This is a genomic window from Chitinophaga qingshengii (assembly GCF_014529935.1).
Classification (GTDB): Bacteria; Bacteroidota; Bacteroidia; order Chitinophagales; family Chitinophagaceae; genus Chitinophaga; species Chitinophaga qingshengii.
The window spans coordinates 2217755-2237557 of record NZ_JACVFC010000001.1 but is presented as its reverse complement, the minus strand read 5'-3'; the positions used below and the strand labels follow the sequence as shown (position 1 = coordinate 2237557).

General features: G+C 44.6%; 13 protein-coding genes. All 13 read left to right on the top strand.

Annotation, left to right across the window (positions count from 1 at the left end; all coding sequences use genetic code 11):
* Window positions 1–8: 8 nt before the first annotated feature.
* The 13 genes from argC (at window position 9) to ICL07_RS08440 (ending at window position 19417) form a co-directional block, all read left to right on the top strand.
* Window positions 9–992, top strand: coding sequence for an N-acetyl-gamma-glutamyl-phosphate reductase (gene argC, locus ICL07_RS08500; protein ID WP_188087488.1), 984 nt, complete (start codon window positions 9–11; stop codon window positions 990–992).
* 34 nt (window positions 993–1026) lie between these two features.
* On the top strand, window positions 1027–2151 hold the full coding sequence (locus ICL07_RS08495) for an aspartate aminotransferase family protein (RefSeq protein ID WP_188087487.1): 1125 nt from the start codon (window positions 1027–1029) through the stop codon (window positions 2149–2151).
* A gap of 5 nt (window positions 2152–2156) precedes the next feature.
* A complete protein-coding gene (locus tag ICL07_RS08490) occupies window positions 2157–3107 on the top strand; it encodes an N-acetylornithine carbamoyltransferase (protein WP_188087486.1) in 951 nt (316 codons plus the stop codon).
* A gap of 2 nt (window positions 3108–3109) precedes the next feature.
* A complete protein-coding gene (argB, locus tag ICL07_RS08485; protein WP_188087485.1) occupies window positions 3110–3898 on the top strand; it encodes an acetylglutamate kinase in 789 nt (262 codons plus the stop codon).
* Window positions 3899–3903: 5 nt separating this feature from the next.
* Window positions 3904–4968 (top strand): M20 family metallo-hydrolase, encoded by a 1065-nt coding sequence (locus tag ICL07_RS08480; protein WP_188087484.1) that lies wholly within the window; start codon window positions 3904–3906, stop codon window positions 4966–4968.
* 69 nt (window positions 4969–5037) lie between these two features.
* Entirely contained in the window at window positions 5038–6372 is a 1335-nt protein-coding gene (gene argH, locus ICL07_RS08475; protein WP_188087483.1) for an argininosuccinate lyase, read from the top strand.
* 67 nt (window positions 6373–6439) lie between these two features.
* Window positions 6440–7027, top strand: coding sequence for a hypothetical protein (locus ICL07_RS08470; RefSeq protein WP_188087482.1), 588 nt, complete (start codon window positions 6440–6442; stop codon window positions 7025–7027).
* A 28-nt stretch (window positions 7028–7055) separates the two neighbouring features.
* Entirely contained in the window at window positions 7056–7673 is a 618-nt protein-coding gene (locus tag ICL07_RS08465; RefSeq protein WP_223151781.1) for a hypothetical protein, read from the top strand.
* Between the two features lie 267 nt (window positions 7674–7940).
* Window positions 7941–8666 (top strand): hypothetical protein, encoded by a 726-nt coding sequence (locus ICL07_RS08460; protein ID WP_188087480.1) that lies wholly within the window; start codon window positions 7941–7943, stop codon window positions 8664–8666.
* 459 nt (window positions 8667–9125) lie between these two features.
* Window positions 9126–11156 carry an RHS repeat domain-containing protein gene (locus tag ICL07_RS08455; RefSeq protein ID WP_188087479.1) on the top strand — a complete coding sequence of 677 codons (2031 nt, stop codon included), beginning with the start codon at window positions 9126–9128 and terminating at the stop codon, window positions 11154–11156.
* A gap of 22 nt (window positions 11157–11178) precedes the next feature.
* Entirely contained in the window at window positions 11179–15633 is a 4455-nt protein-coding gene (locus tag ICL07_RS08450; protein ID WP_223151780.1) for a DUF6443 domain-containing protein, read from the top strand.
* Window position 15634: 1 nt separating this feature from the next.
* A complete protein-coding gene (locus ICL07_RS08445) occupies window positions 15635–16171 on the top strand; it encodes a hypothetical protein (RefSeq protein ID WP_188087478.1) in 537 nt (178 codons plus the stop codon).
* Window positions 16172–16387: 216 nt separating this feature from the next.
* Window positions 16388–19417, top strand: coding sequence for an RHS repeat-associated core domain-containing protein (locus ICL07_RS08440; RefSeq protein ID WP_223151778.1), 3030 nt, complete (start codon window positions 16388–16390; stop codon window positions 19415–19417).
* Window positions 19418–19803 lie beyond the last annotated feature (386 nt).

Genomic DNA, 19803 nt, shown 5'->3' with positions numbered 1-19803 from the left:
TCTGAAAAATGGCAAATGATAAAAGGATAAGGGTAGGCATTGTTGGTGGCGCAGGTTATACCGGTGGCGAAATGATCCGGTTGTTACTGAACCATCCGGACGTATCCATTTCGTTTGTGCATAGCCGTAGTAATGCGGGCAATCCGTTGTACGCAGTACATGCCGACTTGCTGGGCGAAACAGAACGGTCTTTCACCGCCGAGCTGAGCAACGATATTGACGTGATGTTCCTCTGTCTCGGACACGGGGAATCCAAAAAATTCCTGGAGGCCAATGATGTTGCGCCTCATGTGAAAATAATAGACCTGAGCCAGGATTTTCGTTTAGGCGAAAGCGTTAAGGGACGGGAATTTGTGTACGGGCTGCCGGAATTACAGCGGGAACAGATTAAACAGGCCGGCAACGTGGCTAATCCCGGTTGTTTTGCTACCGCTATCCAGCTGGGCATATTGCCACTGGCTAAAGCAGGGCTGCTCACAGAAGTACATACCACCGGCATCACCGGTTCTACCGGCGCCGGCCAGAGCCTGCAGGCGACTTCCCACTTTACCTGGAGGGCCAATAATATATCTACCTATAAAGTGCTGAATCATCAGCACCTGAAAGAGATACGACGAAGCCTGGTACAGTTGCAACCCGGCTTCGAAGCAGGCATCAACTTTGTGCCGGTACGTGGTGATTTCCCCAGAGGTATCTGGGTAACATCGTACCTGCAGAGCGACCTGACACTGGAAGCAGCGGTGCAGCTGTACAAAGACTACTATGCCGGTCATCCTTTTACGCATGTGAGCGAAAAACAGATTGACCTGAAGCAGGTAGTAAATACCAACAAGGTATTGCTGCAACTCGAGAAAGTGGGTGATAAACTGGTGATCCACTCTATCGAAGATAACCTGGTAAAGGGCGCTTCCGGTCAGGCTGTACAAAACATGAACCTGATGTGTGGACTGGATGAAACGGCCGGACTCAAACTGAAGTCCATCGTATTCTAACCGTTTTTATCATTTTCAATTTTTACCTGACATCATGAAACTTTTCGACGTTTATCCTGTAAACGATATTATTATAGACAAAGCTGCCGGTTCCAATGTATGGGACGATAAAGGCGCCGAATACCTGGATCTGTACGGTGGTCATGCCGTTATCTCTATTGGTCACACACATCCGCACTATGTAAAAAGACTGACCGACCAGCTGCATAAAGTAGGCTTTTATTCCAACTCTGTGAAGATGCCGCTGCAGGAACAACTGGCCGCTTTGCTGGGTAAGGTATCCGGCAAAACGGACTATCAGCTGTTTCTCTGCAACTCCGGTGCGGAAGCCAATGAAAATGCGCTGAAGCTGGCATCTTTCTACAATGGCAGAAAAAAAGTCATCGCTTTCCGCAAATCCTTCCACGGCAGAACTTCCCTGGCAGTAGCCGCTACCGATAATCCAAAGATCGTAGCGCCGGTGAATGAAACCGATAACATCGTGTTTTTACCCTGGGAAGACGAAGCTGCGCTGGAAGCCGCTTTCAAACAACATGAAGTATCTTCCGTGATCATCGAAGGTATTCAGGGTGTAGGCGGTATCAACGTTGCCAGTGAATCTTTCCTGCGGAAGATCCGGAACCTGTGCGACGAGCACAACGCTGTATTCATCGCAGACTCCGTACAATGTGGTTATGGCAGAAGCGGTAAGTTTTTCTCCCACGATCATGCCGGCATAGATGCTGATATCTATTCCATGGCCAAAGGTATGGGCAATGGTTTCCCGATAGGCGGCATCATCATCTCCCCTAAATTTAAAGCGGTACATGGTATGCTGGGCACCACTTTTGGTGGTAACCACCTGGCTTGTGCCGCAGCGCTGGCAGTACTGGAAGTGATCGAAAGCGAAAAGCTGATCGATAACGCCGCTACCATCGGTGCTTACCTGATGGAGGAATTGCAGCAATTCTCCCAGGTAAAAGAAGTAAGGGGTCGTGGTTTGATGATCGGTATTGAGATGCCGGAAGAACTGGCCCATGTAAGAAAGAACCTGTTGGGTGTACACAAGATCTTTACCGGAGAAGCTAAGCCGAATGTAATCCGGCTGCTGCCTTCCCTGGCATTGACCAAAGCCCATGCAGATCAGTTTTTGGAAGCGTTTAGAAAAGAAGTCAAATAGCAATAATGAAGCAATTTATTTCAACAGCAGATGTGCCCAGTGTCCCGCGGTTGGTGGACATTGCCATGAACTATAAGAAAGATCCTTTCAGCGATAAGGAATTGGGAAAAAATAAAACATTGGGAATGATATTCCTGAATCCCAGTTTGCGAACACGGTTAAGTACACAGGTGGCCGCTAAAAACCTGGGCATGGAAGCAGTGGTGTTCAACATCGACAAGGAAGGATGGGCGCTGGAAATGAATGATGGCGTTATCATGAATGGCAATACCACCGAACACGTAAAAGAAGCTGCCGCTGTGATGGGGCAATACTTCGACATCCTGGCCATTCGCACCTTTCCGGGGTTGAAAAATAAAGAAGAAGATTACACTGAGAAATATATCAACCAGTTCATTAAATACGCCGGCGTACCGGTGGTGAGCCTGGAAAGCGCTACCCTGCATCCTTTGCAGAGCCTGACAGATGTGATCACCATCAAGGAAAACTGGCTGCAGCCACGCAAACCGAAAGTGGTGATGACCTGGGCGCCACATGTAAAGTCGCTGCCACAGGCCGTTCCCAACTCTTTCGCGCAGTGGATGAATGCCTGGGGTGAAGTAGAGTTCGTGATCGCTCATCCGGAAGGGTATGAACTGGACGAGAAATTCTCCGGTAATGCACGCATCGAACATAACCAGGACAAAGCACTGGAAGGTGCTGATTTTGTGTATGTGAAGAACTGGTCTTCGTATAGGGATTACGGTAAGATCACCTGCACAGACCCCAGCTGGATGATGACCAATGATAAACTCAAACATACCAATACAGCCAAGGTAATGCACTGTCTGCCGGTAAGAAGAAATGTGGTGATAGCAGACGAAGTACTGGATGGACCACAGTCCATCGTCATCCCTGAAGCGGGCAACCGTGTATGGGCAGCCCAGGCGGTATTGAGTGAAATATTGAAAGGATAATCATGATAGATCTGTTTATTATCAAAGTAGGCGGAAATGTGATCGATAACCCGGTATTGTTGCAGACGTTCCTGGAGAAGTTTGCAACCATACCCGGGAAAAAGATACTGATACATGGCGGTGGTAAAATCGCCACCCGTATCGGTGATCAGCTGGGTATTGCATCCAAATACGTAGATGGCCGCCGTATTACCGATGCGGCTACCATCGATGTAGTAACGATGGTGTATGGCGGGCTGGTCAACAAACAATTGGTGGCCAAACTGCAGGCGGCGCAATGCAATGCCATCGGGCTTACCGGCGCTGATGCCAATATTATGCCCGCTACCAAAAGGCCGGTGAAAGAAATCGACTACGGTTTTGTAGGTGATGTTCAACCGGAAATGGTACAGACGGCCGCGCTGAAAGCCTTACTGGAAGCAGGCATCACACCTGTATTTGCCCCGCTTACCCATGATGGCAAAGGTCAGATGCTGAACACCAATGCAGACACGATCGCCGCTTCCCTGGCGATTGCCTTGTCGGCCGATTACCAGGTAAGATTGATTTACTGCTTCGAGAAGAAAGGTGTGTTGCGTGATCCGCAGAACGATGATTCAGTCATCAATCTCATCAACAAAGAAATTTACCAGCAGCTGCTCGACGAAAAGATATTGACAGACGGCATCCTGCCCAAGTTGCAGAACGCTTTCTCCGCCATCGACAACGGTGTGAAGGAAGTGCTGATAGGACATGCCGATGATGTGCGAAGTAATACCACGGGCACCGTGGCGGGCACTTTAATATGCTAACCTCTATGTGGAACGAAAAATTATACGACGTGGCTGTGGCGCTGTTAAAACAGCTCATAGCCACGCCTTCTTTAAGCCGGGAGGAAGATGGTACCGCCCAGGTGATCAGTGATTTTCTGACTGCCATGGACATCCCGCATGAGCGGCATCTCAACAACGTATGGGCCATCAATAAACATTTTGATCCGGCTAAACGTACTATCCTGCTCAATTCCCACCATGATACCGTAAAACCTAATCCGCAGTATACCCGTGATCCTTTTAGTCCGGATGTAGTGGACGGTAAATTATTTGGTCTGGGTAGCAATGATGCCGGTGGTTGCCTCGTGAGCCTGATCGCCACTTTCCTGCATTTTTATCACCGTACCGACCTGCAATACAACTTTGCACTGGCGGCTACCGCAGAAGAAGAGATCAGCGGTTCCAACGGTATCGAAAGCATTCTCGACAGGCTGCCGGCCATCGATTTTGCGATCGTAGGCGAACCTACGCTGACACAGCTGGCTATCGCTGAAAAAGGGCTGATGGTACTGGATTGTACCGTGTATGGCAAGGCAGGGCACGCAGCCCGTGAAGAAGGTGAAAACGCGCTGTATAAAGCATTACCGGATATTACCTGGTTCCGCGATTTCCGTTTTCCTAATGTGTCCGACACCTTAGGACCGGTAAAGATGAGCGTGACAGTGATCAATACTTCCAACAAAGCCCATAACGTAGTACCGGCTGATTGCAGTTTTGTAGTAGACGTACGCGCTACGGACCAGTACACACTGGAAGAGCTGCTGGAAGTGATCCGTGCGAATGTACAATGCGAAGTGAAGCCCCGTTCCATGCGGATGCGGCCGTCCTTCATCCCGATGGACCATCCGTTTGTGCAGGCAGGTATTTCACTGGGTAAAACCTGGTATGGTTCTCCCACCACTTCCGATCAGGCGCTGATACCGGCTACCTCCGTGAAAATGGGGCCCGGTGATTCTGCCCGTTCCCATACGGCTGATGAGTTCATCTACCTGGAAGAGATAAAAGCGGGTATCGATAGTTATATCCGTACGCTGGAGATGATCCAGTAGCAAAGTTTGCACGCAAAGTTTTAAAAGAGAGCAAAGAGCGCGAAGCATTTGCTGATAAATATAATTTTTATGAAGCTGTGGCAAAAAGACAAGGCATCGCTGGATGCCGTAGAGAAATTCACGGTAGGCAAAGACCGTGAAATGGATGTGTTCCTGGCGCCGTTTGATGTGCTGGGCTCTATGGCACACATCACTATGCTGCAAAGCATCGGGTTGCTGGAAGCCGATGAGCTGACTATTCTGAAACAGGAGCTGAAAAAAATTTATAAAGAAATCCAGGACGGCAATTTTGTGCTGGAAGAAGGGGTGGAAGATATTCACTCCCAGGTGGAACTGTTGCTGACCCGTCGTTTGGGTGAAGTAGGTAAAAAAATACACAGCGGCCGTTCCCGTAACGACCAGGTGCTGGTAGACCTGAAACTGTTCCTCCGTCACGAGTTACAGACACTGGTGTCTTCCGTAGAAGCCCTGTTTAAGTTGTTGCAACAGAAAAGTGAGCAATACAAAGATCATCTCCTGCCAGGATATACCCACCTGCAAATCGCGATGCCTTCCTCTTTCGGGCTGTGGTTTGGCGCTTACGCAGAAAGCCTGGTCGATGACCTCACCATGTTACAGGGCGCTTACAAAGTGGTGAACAAAAATCCCCTCGGCTCCGCTGCCGGTTACGGTTCTTCGTTCCCCCTTAACCGTGAGATGACCACCCGTCTGCTTGGATTCGATACCCTCAACTATAACGTGGTATACGCACAGATGGGCCGTGGTAAAACCGAAAAGATCGTTGCCTTTGCATTGGCCGGTATCGCCGCTACCATCGCTAAAATGGCCATGGACGCCTGCATGTTCATGAATCAGAACTTCGGCTTTATCAGTTTCCCGGATGAACTGACCACCGGTTCCAGTATCATGCCGCATAAAAAGAACCCTGATGTTTGGGAACTGATCCGCTCTCATGGCAACAAATTGCAGGCACTGCCCAATGAAATCGCCATGATGATCACCAACCTGCCATCCGGCTACCACCGTGATTTACAGCTGTTGAAAGAAAACCTGTTCCCCGCATTCCAGACACTGCGCGATTGTATCGATATGAGTCGCCTGATGATAGAGAACATCCGTATCAAAGAGAACATCCTTGATGACGAAAAATACCAATACCTGTTTAGTGTGGAAGTAGTGAATAACCTGGTGTTGCAAGGCACGCCTTTCCGCGAGGCCTACAAACAGGTAGGCATGGACATCGAACATGGTACTTTTGCGCCTTCCAAAGAAGTGAAACATACGCACGAGGGAAGCATCGGTAACCTCTGCACTGCGCAGATTGCCGCCCAGATGGACCTGGTGTTGAAAGGGTTTCCGTTTGCCGCGGTGGATAAGGCGATAGCGGAATTGCTGGCGAGTTAAGTTGTCTTGATAAAGAAATAGCGACCCTCTTCGTGTTTAAGCGGAGAGGGTGTTTTATTTTCAGGTAATGATGAAAAGAAAAGCGACACTTGTAATAATATTAGTTGGTCTTGGACTATTGGTCTTGTGTTTTAAATATATATATGGATGGATGTCCTTTCACCGGAATGTTGATACATCAGTAGGATTTTTGAACAACACAGTAGTTTCCGGAGAAAATTATATTCAGGATAGCACTCAAATTATACATCAACTCAAAAAATCTTTATTGAGGCATGAGGATTTTTTTAATAGCAGTGCATATGACGATTCTACTCAGATAATTATTGACAGTATTGTTTATAGTCCTGATTTAAAAAAGGTGGGAATTCTGGTTATTGCCAAAAATGCTACAAGCAAACAATTGTTACCGGATAAAAGGTATAATTGGTATTATGACGCTACTTGCTACCTGGGGGTTAGACAGGCGGACTCTATCACCTTAAAAATGACAGGAGCAACTTATACTAATTCCTACAGTGAACAGCGAATATCTGATATAATGAGGGCAGCTTGTTTTAGGACTTTTGCAATAGATGATTCATTACATAAGTATAATCTAAACGATACACGTTTTTGGAGTGCTCCGATCTGGAAGAAATATTTTGATCAATAAGTATAGCGTCAAAGTATAGATGTTATTTATGATAACTGGGTATGTTATTGTAAGAAAGCCTGCACACATTTTTGATGATGTTGTTGGAAAAAGCTTATCACCTTCTATAGAAGGTATATACTATCATGGTATAGACAGATCAAATTGGCGCGATGTAGAAAGCCGGTTTTATCAATCGAAAATTCCGGAAAGCCTTTTGAAAACATATGCTGATCTGGATGTTTCTGAGCTTGATTTTACAGGGATAAAAGTGGTGAAAGCATATCATGATGCCGTTGCTTTTCTGTCAATAGATAAAGAGATGGCGCTGACGAATGAGCTGGTGGTAGTAGCTTCAGATCGATTAAATCAAATTAAAGGGCCGGGAATAGCAACACCGCAGCACATAACGTGGCTTGGATATGATATCGTTCTTCTCAGAGGGTGGTCGTTAATAAGACATGCTATTTTCGAGAACAGAGAGATGAGTCTGTTAGAGACGATTAAACTAAATAGTTTTGGATTATTGGATCATGTTGAGAATGTAGATGATTTTCTGGAGACGTATGATAAATTGGGGGATCTTGATAGAGTGGACCCGCTTCCTGAAAATGGGGTTTATGGAATTGATTATTTAAGAGTAGGGAGGATAATGGATGTATTGTGATTTGGAAAAAATCGTGAAGGCCACCTTATATCCAGTTTGGTATTTTTTGCTGGAAGTTTATTTTAGAATAATGTATATTACATACATAATTGTGTAACCCGAACCTGTGGAAATGTAGCAGCTATAAGCTCCTGTTTAACCCATTTTTTGACTTGAAAACTTTAAGAGATATACCATTTTAGATTGCATGTACCTATGAGATATTTCACTGAGTGGAGTATAGTCTCACCTGAAAAATGATTTTTAAGAAATAGTTTAATATTCCCTATGAAGTGTTTGTTTAGAAGATGCCTTCTTGTACTGTTGTCCTTGTATGTTGGTATGCCTGTGAAGGCGCAGGTTAATGAAACCCAGGTCAATTCCTATGCAGTACCCCCTCCGCCCAATGCTGCTGCGCTGGCACGTTATGGAGAGATTCCGGTTAGTCAGTATACAGGTATTCCTTCCATTGAAATTCCGCTTTTCACTGCTGGAAGCGGACAGCTAAAAATTCCGTTGTCATTAAGTTATCATGCTGGAGGTATCCGGGTGGATGAAATGGCTTCCCGTACCGGTCTTGGATGGACGCTGAATGCAGGCGGCTGTGTGACCAGGACAGTGAGGGGGATTCCGGATGAGGACGGGCTAGGATATAACAATATACAAAAGGTAGGGAAACCGTTGACTAATTATGGCGCTACTGACTTTGGAGATTCCTATCTCAGGAGAATTACAGGTGGTTTGGAAGATGGAGAGGCCGATTTGTACTATTTCAATTTTAATGGCCGCTCCGGAAGATATGCACATTTTGCTAATGGTTATCAGACAATCCCTTATGCTAAACTATTGATTACCGATTTACCGGGATTCTCGAAGAAAATTGTAGATGAAAATGGTTACAGTTATGAATTCCGGGCTGAGGAAGTGGTAGGGACATCCTATAGTAACAGCGAAACCGAAAAATCGTGTCCGCAGGCCTGGTACATCACTAGTATGGTTTCTCCTGATGGCTAGGATTCGATCATCTTCTCGTATGATAAAAGTAGCTACAATGTTTCAAATATGCCAGTATCAGAGACGAGGAAAATAGGCTACTCAATAGGTCCGATATCTGACAGGACAGAGAAGGTTACGTCATCTCAGTTTATCCAGGGTCAGTATTTAAATACGATAAGTGGTAGAGATTTTCTTGTTAAATTCCATTACTCTTCCCGGACAGATATGAATGACAAGAAGGTGGACTCCATTGTGTATCTTGATAAATTGGGCAACAGGTTGAGAAAATTCCAGTTAAACTACAATTATTATTCCTCCGGTAAAAAGCTGAGGTTGGATTCTGTTATTGAATATGATGGTAATGGACAGAGTCATCCGCCCTATAAACTTAATTATTACAAGGAGAATTTTATCCCGGCAGTAGGATCTTCATCACAGGATCATTGGGGATATTATAACGGGAAGTCAAACAGAGGAATGATACCATTTGTTGTGAAGAACGGTGTCACAGAGCAACTGGCCAACCGGGAGGCGGATAGTGCTTATGTGACAGCAGGTCTGTTAAATAAGATCGAATATCCGACCGGAGGATACACACAGTTTCAGTTTGAAGGGAATGAGTATAGTTATATCGGGAGTAGCCAACTTGTACCAGCGCCAATAGAAAAAGAAGGCACCGCGGCTGGTTTTTTAACTTACGAGCAAAACAAGGGTCCGGGGCAGGTGAAAACTACCTTTGTGATTGATAAATGGCAGCAGGGTTCTATCGAATGGCAGATATCAAATTGTATACCTAGTAAGCCCGGATGTGCTTCGTGGGCAAGTATGAATCCGGAGGCAACGATAGAGTTAAGAAGGATTGGAGGTGGTACACCGTTTCATGCTTATGGAATGTATGTGGATAAATACACCAGTGGATTAAACTATATTGACCTACAGCCAGGTACCTATGAATTAATACTTAAAGTTGTTAACCCTTATGATAGGGCGAATGCCGATGTATTTTATACTTATACTTCAAGTGAGATGAAACCTCCGGTAAGACCAGCGGGTGGGGTACGGATAGCCAGGATCATCAGCTATGATGGTATCAGCCATGATCATGATATGGTAAGGAGCTATAGCTATAAAATGGATGATCCGATGTATAGTAGCGGCGTGACTTTGGAACAACCGAAGTATGACTATTCTTATACTGAGTATGTCCCTGAACCTACAACTGGTCAGCAATGTGGAAAACAACAGTCCTATAATTGTTATTCCTCTGTATCCAGTGTGGTATTGGGTAGTACGCAGGGAGGTGTTGTCGGATACCGGCGAGTTACGGAGTATTACAATACCAAAGATAGCAGCAATAAGATTGTCAGCTACTTTACCTCAGCGGTGGAGCATCCGGATGATGGCGTTATATATGCGCCGCCTTATACCCCCGGTACCAGCTATGATTGGCGTCGGGGACTGCTGACGCAGAAGATCACTTATGGAAAAGATAATAAGGTGGTGTCAATAGAAAAGAAGGTATATACGGTTCTCCCGGATTTTCAGTATGAACTACGCAACTTCAAAGCACAGCAAACTGTCTTTTGTGTTGCTTCTCCCATTGGTACAGATGGTAAGGACAAGGTAACCCGGTATAAAACAGACTATTATCGAACTGTAACAGAGTGGATGCCTCTTACCTCTGACACGACAATACTGTTCTCTTCCGGTTCCACAGATGCTATACGCAACATCACCACTTATGCATATGATACCAGCTCACTCAATGTATCATCCGTAACAAAAGAGATGAGTAGCCGAACGGTTCAGCAATTTTACCGTTATCCGAACAATTATCAGGTTATTCCCGGTGATAACCTCTCCTTGGGTATCATAAACTTACAGCAACGTCATATTATTTCTCCGGTGATAGAAACGTATACTGTAGTCAGTAATAATGCTAATCCGGGGACCATTTTCGGGCAATTTGTGTCCTATAAGCCATCACAGCCCTATCCTGAATCAGTATTCAGGTTAAGTGTTCCGGGTGTATTGACTGACTTTAACCCTTCTTCAGTAAGCGGAGGTGGCGTCACAATGGACCGCCGTTATGAACCGCGGCTGATATTTGACCTGTACGATGCCGCTGGTAATGTGCTGCAGCAGCATAAGGTGAATGATGAACCGGAATCTTTTATCTGGGGGTATGGTAATAGCTATCCTGTGGCAGCTATAAAGGGAATGTCATACTCAGCGGTAAGTGGTCTGGTAAATGTATTGGCGATAAACAATTTGTATAACGAAACACAAATACGTAATTCACTGGCACCTTTGCGCACATTGGATGGCGCGATGTCCACTATTTATACTTTCCGCCCGCAGGTAGGGATGACGAGTATGACTGATCCATCCGGACGTACTATCTACTATGAATATGATGGCTTCGGCAGGTTAACTGTGATCAGAGACAAGGATGGAAAGATCCTCAAACAAACGGATTATAAATATCAGCGCCCGGTTACCGAATAAATTGATCCTAACAGAGAATTCTATGTCAAAACTATATTTGTATTGCGCATTGGGTTTGATAAGCACGACTGTACAAGCCCAGAATATCCCTAATCCCGGCGTTGTTCGTCGAGCTGCCACACCGGTGAATACCCCGGCCGCCTATACGACTCCTACGGTCAACTATATACGTACCTGGGAACCCAGTGCGCCGATATCTGATGCCACAGCGGTTACCGCTCCCGGTCGTACGGTTAAAGAAGTGAAACAAAATACGCAGTATTTTGATGGGCTGGGCCGTCCTTTACAGACGGTAAGTAAAGGAATGAGCAGCAATGGCAATGATATCGTAGCGCCGGTGGTATACGACGAGTTCGGCCGTGAGCAATTTAAATACCTGCCTTATGCGGCCCAGGGAGCCACAGATGGAAAATTTAAGACGGATCCTTTTAATGCTCAGCGGACTTTTTATCAGGATAATAACCTGAATCCCGGCGCAAATGGAGAAAATATTTATTATAGCCAGACAGATTTTGAGGCTTCTCCATTGAACCGTGTCCAGTCAACTTACGCAGCGGGCAACAGCTGGGCAAAAGGCAGCGGACATGGCGTGTCACAACAATATCTTGTCAATACGGAGTCTGATTCCGTGCGTATCTGGCAAATGCCTGTGAGTGGCTATCCGGCTACTACAGCTATTTATCCGGTCGGTCAGCTGTATAAACAGGTTGTGACAGATGAGAACCGTGGCCAGGTAATTGAATTTAAAGATAAAGAAGGACGTGTGGTGCTGAAAAAAGCACAACTGAAAGGTGTTAATGGAATGGTGCATATGGGTTGGCTTTGCACTTACTATGTATACGATAACATAGGCAACCTTCGTGTAGTGATCCCGCCATTGGCTGTGGAAAAGATAACGGATGACTGGGGTGCGAGTGGGGTGCCGATGGAATTATGTTTCAGGTATACCTATGATGGCCGCAACCGTATGATCTCCAAAGAGGTCCCCGGTGCTGGTCCGGTGGAAATGGTGTATGATCTGCGTGACAGATTGGTCTTTACCCGTGATGTTAACCTGTATAACCAAAACCGATGGCTGGTTACTTTTTACGATAACCTGAACCGTCCGGTAGAAACAGCCTGGTTTGCTTCAGACATTCGCCGTGACGAGTTGCAACGTAACATGGACTATGTATCGGGTGGTAACGGTACTACCAGCTACACGGTACCGCGCGTAGCTAACCTGGTGGTTGCTTTCAATGATCGTTCTCTTTATGAAGCCTCCAAGAGCATCACTGCTGAAAATGGCTTCGACTCCGATGGCACCGAACTGGACATGCAAATTAATGCCGGCCCCAGTACTGATGTAATCAATATTACCGTGAATAACCCACTGCCGAATATTCCGGCATCAATGCTGACACCGCTCACCTATACGTTTTACGATAAATATGATTTCCCCGGTGTACAAGCGGCAGTGACCGAAGATTTTACCAAACCTGATGCCACAGGCAGTTATTTTGAACCGATAAATAAGAGTAACCTGACAAAAGGGCTGGTAACTGGAACACGCGTCCGTATTTTGGATACAGATACCTGGCTCACCACTACAACTTATTATAACGACAAAGGCCGGGTATCACAGATCATCAGCGACAACGTTTCTGGCGGTAAGGATATAGCTACTACCGGATATGACTTTAACGGCAAAGTACTAAGCACCTATCTGCGGCATAAGAATATACGTAGTGGCGTTACTCCGCAAACGACGGTACTCACCAAAATGACCTATACGGATGCTGGTCGCCTGGAGAGCGTAGTGAAGAAATTCAATGATCAGGATAGTCTCAAAAGAACTATTGTGTTTAATCATTACGATGAACTCGGGCAATTAAGTAGGAAGCAGTTGGGCTTTAAAGCCGACTATACATCACTGGAAGAGCTTTCCTACAGATATAATATTCGTGGATGGCTGCGAAGCATCAACAAGGAGTACCTAAACGGAAACTCCATATTCTCGCATTTTGGCCAGGAACTGAATTATGATTATGGGTTCACAGACAGCACTTTCAATGGAAATATTTCCGGTATCCGTTGGAAAGGATGGAATGATCCTAAACTACGGGCTTACGGTTATAGCTATGATAGTATCAACCGGCTTGTGAGCGCTAATTTTAGTCAACAAAACACTGCTGGTGCTGCCTGGACGAAGGACCAAATGGACTTCTCTACTGACGGGATCACCTATGACGCTAATGGCAATATCAAGAATATGAGCCAATGGGGTATGGACGGTTGGATTAAATCGCAGATAGACCAGCTGGTCTACACTTATCTTCCTAACAGTAATAAACTGGCCGCTGTCCGTGATTACAGCACCGTTAATTCTCCATTGGGCGATTTTAAGGATGGTACCAATGCCGGTTATGACTACGAGTATGACGCTATGGGGAATCTGATACAGGATCTGAATAAGGGTATCACCTCCATTACGTATAATCACCTGAATCTCCCTACAGCTATCACGATCGAGAGTAAGGGTGTCATCCGTTATCAATATGATGCGGCTGGGAACAAACTAAAGAAAACCGTTACTGACAACACCAGTGGAACTACCAAAATCACCACTACAGATTATATCAATGGGTTCGTCTACCAAAACGATACCTTACAATTTGCTTCTCATGAAGAAGGACGATTGCGGCTGGTACAAAACGCCAACCAGCCTCCGATGTATATCTACGACTATTTTGTTAAAGATCACCTGGGAAATACACGTTTGGTGCTAACAGAAAAGAACGATGTTAATATCTATGCGGCTACCATGGAAACACCGGTAGCGGCAAAGGAAACGGCCTTGTTTAGTAATGTTGATAATACCCGTTCAGCAAAACCAGTAGGTTATCCAACTGATGAAAGTGCCGGTAAAAATGAGTCAGTTGCCAAACTAACAGCAACGGGTACCGGCAAAAAAATCGGGCCTTCCCTGGTACTGCGCGTAATGGCCGGTGATACGATCCAGATTAGCAGCAAAGCATTTTATAAATCCAATGGCCCGGTTAACAAGAATAATCCTGTAGTTCCGGCAGAAACTATGGTGGCCGATTTGGCGGCGGCATTTGGGGGTACTGTTACGGCTGATGCAACGCACGGTGCACCGGTAGCTTCAAATGGGACACCGTTTAATGCCAATTTTTACAATCATGATTACCGTCAGTTGAAGGAGAAAAACCCGGATTACCCATCGGATAAACCTAAAGCCTATCTGAACTACATACTGTTTGATGATCAATTCAAAATGGTAGAGGAGAACAGCGGGGTAAAACAGGTGAAAGCGGAGCCGGATCAATTGCAAACACTTTCACAGGATAAAATGGGCATTAAAAAGAGCGGATTTTTGTATGTTTATACCAGCAATGAAAGTGCGCATGAGGTGTTCTTTGATAACCTGATGGTGGTACATGATGGTGGACCGGTGATTGAAGAGACGCATTATTATCCGTTTGGGTTGACGATGGCGGGGATTAGTTCGAATGCACTTAAAGGAAGTAACTATCCTGAGAATAGGCTGAAATATAATGGGAAGGAGTTGCAGAGTAAGGAATTTGGAGATGGAAGCGGGTTGGAGTGGTATGACTATGGGGCGAGGATGTATGATGCGCAGATAGGGCGGTGGGGTGCTATAGATCCTAAGGTGGAAAAATATAATATGTTAAGCCCGTATGGTTATGCTATGAATAATCCTATTTTATATATTGATCCTGATGGGAGAGATAACATGATCTACTTGGTAAATCTTGAGGGCTCAGGGGTAACAAGGAAAGAATTGAGAGAAATCAGAAGACAAGCAAATGCCAATTTCAAGGAAATGGGATTGAAGACGAGAGTGGGAATTGTGAACGCCAAGAATTTTGATAGAACTAAAATGGATAAGACTGATGGGTTTGCAGTGATCGGTAAAACGAACGCAGTGGCAGATTATGTAACCAATCAAGGTTTGAAGTTTGGGACGGAGCTTTCAAATTCCAGCTTTGGATCGAGTGGTGGAACTTCAAACCCGGAAAAGAGTGAAAACAATCCAGGAGGACAAGTGATTGCTATTAGTTCGGACGTAGCTAGGAGTGCAGCAAAAGATCTGCAAGCTTCGTTTGAAGAAACCGCTGCATATCTGATTAATCATGGAGCTGGTCATAACGCCGGATTAGGTCATAATGGTGATAAAGTATCTGAATTTGTAAACGGTTGGCAAGATGGTAAATTAGCTGCTCCAGCTATGCGCGATACTGAGATACCGTATTTTTCTATTATGACAAAAGGAGCCTCTGTTTATAAATATGTTAATCCCACAAGCGAACAACGGAAACTGAATCCAACTACAGGTTACAAGCTGGGTGATTTTGTATCTTCTGCTGAGAACCAAGGAGTGGTTCAGCAATATTATCAGCGTCGATTCGGGAACAATACAGCAATTCCCAGTACTAAAATCAAAATCGAATAGAATGAAATGGATAAGGCTTCTCGCATTAATAGTATTTATTGGGTGTGTTCATAAGGATGAAGTGAACACATCAATATATGATGGTGCTTTTGCACTTAGTCTCCCTCCTGGTGTTAAAGCCTCTACGGCACCTCGTACAATCTATGGAGATGACATTTTGTATTGGAATATCTTTAATAATGAGGATTCTACAATTAAAGTTGATGTTGAAATCTCTAAAGATACAACCCCTTTATATGAGGCGTTAATACCTTATCACATTAAAGGATTACAGCATTTCGATCCTACTATGGTAGTACTAAATAAAGAGATACGAAAGCAGAGAGGTGTAGAAATGTTGTTAATTATGTATGAAATACCACTTGTTCGGAATCTTCCCGGGTTTATAGTTGAAAGACGGGTTTTTTTGACTCCCAAAGGACGTGCTACAGTAGATGTAACATGCAGGTTTGATCATCTGGAAAGAAAAGAGATGTGTATAAATCTTGTGGGTGAAATAGGTAAAAGTATTAATACGTCAACTAATAGAAGAGAATAAGGAGGAAATAAAAAGGCGCCTTCCTGTGAAGGCGCCCAATCAATGTGATATAAAACCCTACATTCACAACCAATCACCGCTTAAAACGGCTTCGATTCCAATGGCGCTGAACTGGAGATGCAAATTAATACCGGTCCCGGTACCGATGTAATTAATATAACGGTAAACAATCCGCTACCGAATATTCAGGCATCACAGCTGACACCGCTCACCTACATGTTCTACGATAAATATGATTTTCCGGGTGTACAGGCAGCGGTTACCGACGATTTTACTAAGCCTGACGCTACCGGCAGCTATTTTGAAGCAGTGAGTAAAAGCAACCTGACAAAGGGACTGGTAACAGGAACACGCGTCCGTATTTTGGATACAGATACCTGGCTCACCACTACCACTTATTATAACGACAAAGGCCGGGTGTCACAAGTCATCAGCGACAATGTTTCCGGAGGTCAGGATATTGTTACCACGGGATATGACTTTAATGGTAAGGTGTTGAGTACTTACCTGCGGCACAAGAATCCGCGTAGTGGCGCTACACCGCAAACTACCATACTCACCACCATGGCATATTCGGACGCTGGTCGCCTGCTGAGTATAAAGAAGAGATTCAATGATCAGGATAATCTTCAAAGAACCGTTGCGCTGAATGACTACGATGAACTGGGCCAGTTAAAGACAAAGCAGTTGGGTGTGAATGCAAGTGGTGTTCCACTGGAAATACTTTCCTATGAATATAATATTCGCGGATGGTTGCGGAGTATCAACAAGGATTATCTGAATGGAGGTGTTGCCAACTCTCATTTCGGCCAGGAACTGAAACATGACTATGGTTTTACAGATAGTACCTTTAATGGCAATATTTCCGGTATCCGCTGGAAAGGCTGGAATGATCCCAAGCCGCGTGCGTACGGTTATAATTATGATGGGGTTAATCGGTTAGTGAGTGCCAATTTCAGTCAACAGAACACCTCCGGTGCTACCTGGACTAAGGACAATATGGATTTCTCTACAAACTGGATTACCTATGACGCCAATGGTAATATCAATAAAATGAGTCAGTGGGGTATGGATGGTGTAAACAAATCACAGATAGACCGGTTGGCTTATACCTATCGCCCTAACAGTAATAAACTGTCTGCCGTTTATGATTCCAGCGCAGTAGTTTCTCCTTTGGGCGATTTTAAAAACGGTGCCAATGCTGGTGATGATTATAACTATGATGAAATGGGTAACCTGGTACAGGACCTGAACAAAGGTATCGCGTCCATCGCTTATAATCACCTGAATCTCCCTACAGTTATTACAATTGAGGGTAAGGGTATTATCCGCTATCAGTATGATGCTACAGGTAACAAATTAAAAAAGACGGTTACCGATAATACCGGCGGAGCTACTAAAGTAACCACCACAGATTATATCAATGGGTTCGTCTACCAAAATGATACCTTGCAATTTGCTGCTCACGAAGAAGGGCGGCTGCGACTGGTGCACAAGAACAACCAGCCCCCCATGTATATCTATGATTATTTTGTCAAAGATCACCTGGGCAATACCCGCTTGGTGCTGACAGAAAAGAACGATGTTACTATCTATGCAGCTACCATGGAAATGCCGGTGGCGACAAAAGAAACCGCTTTGTTCAGTAATGTTGATAACACCCGTTCAGCCAAACCGGTAGGTTATCCTACAGATGAAAGTGCCGGTAAAAACGAGTCTGTTGCCAAACTAACGGCAACGGGTACTGGTAAAAAGATCGGACCTTCCCTGGTACTGCGGGTAATGGCTGGAGATACGATCCAAGTTAGCAGCAAGGCATTTTATAAATCCAACGGTCCGGTTAATAAGAACAACCCGGTTGTTCCGGCAGAGAATATGGTGGCCGACCTGGTTGCGACATTTGGCGGTACTGTCACAGCTGATGCAACGCATGGCGCACCGGTGGCTTCAAACGGTACACCGTTTAATATCAATTTCTACAATCATGATTACCGTCAGTTGAAAGAAAAGAATCCGGATCAGCCATCAGAAAAGCCTAGGGCCTATCTAAACTACATACTGTTTGATGATCAATTCAAAATGGTGGAGGAGAACAGCGGTGTAAAGCAGGTGAAAGCAGAGCCGGATCAGCTGCAAACACTTTCGCAGGATAAGATGGTCGTTAAAAAGAGTGGATTTTTGTATGTTTATACCAGTAATGAAAGTACCCAGGAGGTGTTCTTTGATAATCTGATGGTGGTGCATGATGGCGGACCGGTGATAGAAGAAACGCATTATTATCCGTTTGGATTGACGATGGCGGGGATTAGTTCGAATGCGTTGAAAGGATCTGGCTATCCGGAAAATAGCTTCAAGTATAATGGAAAAGAATTACAGTCTAAAGAATTCAGAGATGGTTCAGGGCTGGGATGGTATGACTATGGAGCGAGGATGTATGATGCGCAGATTGGCCGGTTTTTCACACAGGATAGGTTTGCGGAAAAGTACAATTCTTTGTCAGGATACCAATATGCCCTGAATAATCCGATTTCAAATATTGATATTAATGGAGACAGTGCCTGGACTACCACTAAAAAAGTTACAAATGCAGATGGAACAACAACTACAACGAATACCTTGCACGTTCGAGGCAAAGTGCTCGATTTAGCAGGGGTAAAAGTAGGTGGTGGTTGCAATTGCAGGAGTGGAACGGGAGACTTGGCAGAAGGGATTAACAGTACGCTAAATAAAAAGAGTACTAGTAATGTAGTAGATGGTAACACTGAAATTTGGAAAATTGATGCACAATTTTCAGTAGCTAATAGCATGGACGATGTGTCCTCCTCCGACCACCTTTTGGTGGTTGTTGGTGACGTGACAGGAAAAGCTGATCCGAAATTGGGCGGTGGAGAAGCAGGTGGGATTGCTTTGTCGCAAGGCAAAATTGGATATATCGAAAAAAGCTCAAATATGCGCTTTATGATTCAGAGCGGTGTCCATGAAATAGGACACAATTTGGGATTGGAACATAAAGAAAATGGCTCAGGTAACTTTATGAGTTATGACCAGGAAAGATATAGGTTTACCTCTCTTCAAATCTTGACGATGTATAACATGGCAAAGAATGGCGTGCTAAATCAGGGTGGCAATAGCCAACGAAGTGTAGTAAATTCAAACAATTGGTTTTTTCATACATCCACAAACAAGGAACCATACAGGAAGAATACTTCTGTAGGACAGAGAATACCCTTAATTGTGAATAATTGATAAATCTTAAGCTACGTAATATGCATAAAGGTACTTTAGCTTTCATTATTCTGGGTTTGTTTATAGTGGGATGCCGACGGGTCGATTATGTAAATGTGTATTTAGAAAACAGTAGTGGGAATATGTCGGTTATTACTGTGTCCACCTATATCAATGGTATCTACTATAATACAACCAAGGTACAAAAAAACACATCTTCAATTAATTGGGCGAGTTATCGATTACCTTTACCATCGGATAGAGACACTGTCCAAGTTATGCTTAGAATAGCGGAGAATAATTGCAGAACTGCTTGTATTCTTTTACGGAATAAATTAACCAATCGAAGCTGGGTACATGTGAACTATAACGAAACTACCTTTAAGAAGGGATATGAATACTATGGC

Coding starts and splice junctions, on each gene's coding strand:
- ICL07_RS08445 (WP_188087478.1), top strand. CDS start 15,635: ATGAAATGGATAAGGCTTCTCGCATTAATAGTATTTATTGGGTGTGTT.
- ICL07_RS08465 (WP_223151781.1), top strand. CDS start 7,056: ATGATAACTGGGTATGTTATTGTAAGAAAGCCTGCACACATTTTTGAT.
- ICL07_RS08490 (WP_188087486.1), top strand. CDS start 2,157: ATGAAGCAATTTATTTCAACAGCAGATGTGCCCAGTGTCCCGCGGTTG.
- ICL07_RS08455 (WP_188087479.1), top strand. CDS start 9,126: ATGATACCATTTGTTGTGAAGAACGGTGTCACAGAGCAACTGGCCAAC.
- argC (WP_188087488.1), top strand. CDS start 9: ATGGCAAATGATAAAAGGATAAGGGTAGGCATTGTTGGTGGCGCAGGT.
- ICL07_RS08470 (WP_188087482.1), top strand. CDS start 6,440: ATGATGAAAAGAAAAGCGACACTTGTAATAATATTAGTTGGTCTTGGA.
- argB (WP_188087485.1), top strand. CDS start 3,110: ATGATAGATCTGTTTATTATCAAAGTAGGCGGAAATGTGATCGATAAC.
- ICL07_RS08480 (WP_188087484.1), top strand. CDS start 3,904: ATGTGGAACGAAAAATTATACGACGTGGCTGTGGCGCTGTTAAAACAG.
- ICL07_RS08460 (WP_188087480.1), top strand. CDS start 7,941: ATGAAGTGTTTGTTTAGAAGATGCCTTCTTGTACTGTTGTCCTTGTAT.
- ICL07_RS08450 (WP_223151780.1), top strand. CDS start 11,179: ATGTCAAAACTATATTTGTATTGCGCATTGGGTTTGATAAGCACGACT.
- ICL07_RS08440 (WP_223151778.1), top strand. CDS start 16,388: ATGTTCTACGATAAATATGATTTTCCGGGTGTACAGGCAGCGGTTACC.
- ICL07_RS08495 (WP_188087487.1), top strand. CDS start 1,027: ATGAAACTTTTCGACGTTTATCCTGTAAACGATATTATTATAGACAAA.
- argH (WP_188087483.1), top strand. CDS start 5,038: ATGAAGCTGTGGCAAAAAGACAAGGCATCGCTGGATGCCGTAGAGAAA.